Source organism: Marinobacter iranensis (assembly GCF_029207565.1).
Taxonomy (GTDB): domain Bacteria; phylum Pseudomonadota; class Gammaproteobacteria; order Pseudomonadales; family Oleiphilaceae; genus Marinobacter; species Marinobacter iranensis.
Genome location: NZ_JANCMW010000270.1, coordinates 1 through 259, shown reverse-complemented (window position 1 = coordinate 259; position 259 = coordinate 1). Strand labels below are relative to the sequence as shown.

Annotated in this window: 1 protein-coding gene; it reads left to right on the top strand. The window is 70.7% G+C overall.

The genetic code is table 11. The features are described from left to right. The coding region (locus NLU14_RS22330; RefSeq protein ID WP_275710737.1) for a hypothetical protein at window positions 1-259 on the top strand (259 nt) is incomplete at both ends.

Here is a 259-nt window from a genome sequence, read left to right as displayed (position 1 = left end):
CCCAAGCTGCTCGCCGATCTGGGCACCGATCGCTGGGAAGTGCGCAGCTTCCTGGGCGAGGCCGGCTTGCCCCAGGCGCTGCCCGAAAAGGCGGAGGACCGCGCCAAGTCGCTTGCCAGCGTCGTCGCGGTGAAGTGCCGCCGTCCGCTGCCCGCCGGCCGCGACATGGCGCTGGTCTGGGGCAAGGACATCAAGAGCGCCTCGGGCCGCGCCGCCGGCACCGACCAGCGTTTCGACTTCACCGTGCGCAAGGAATTCA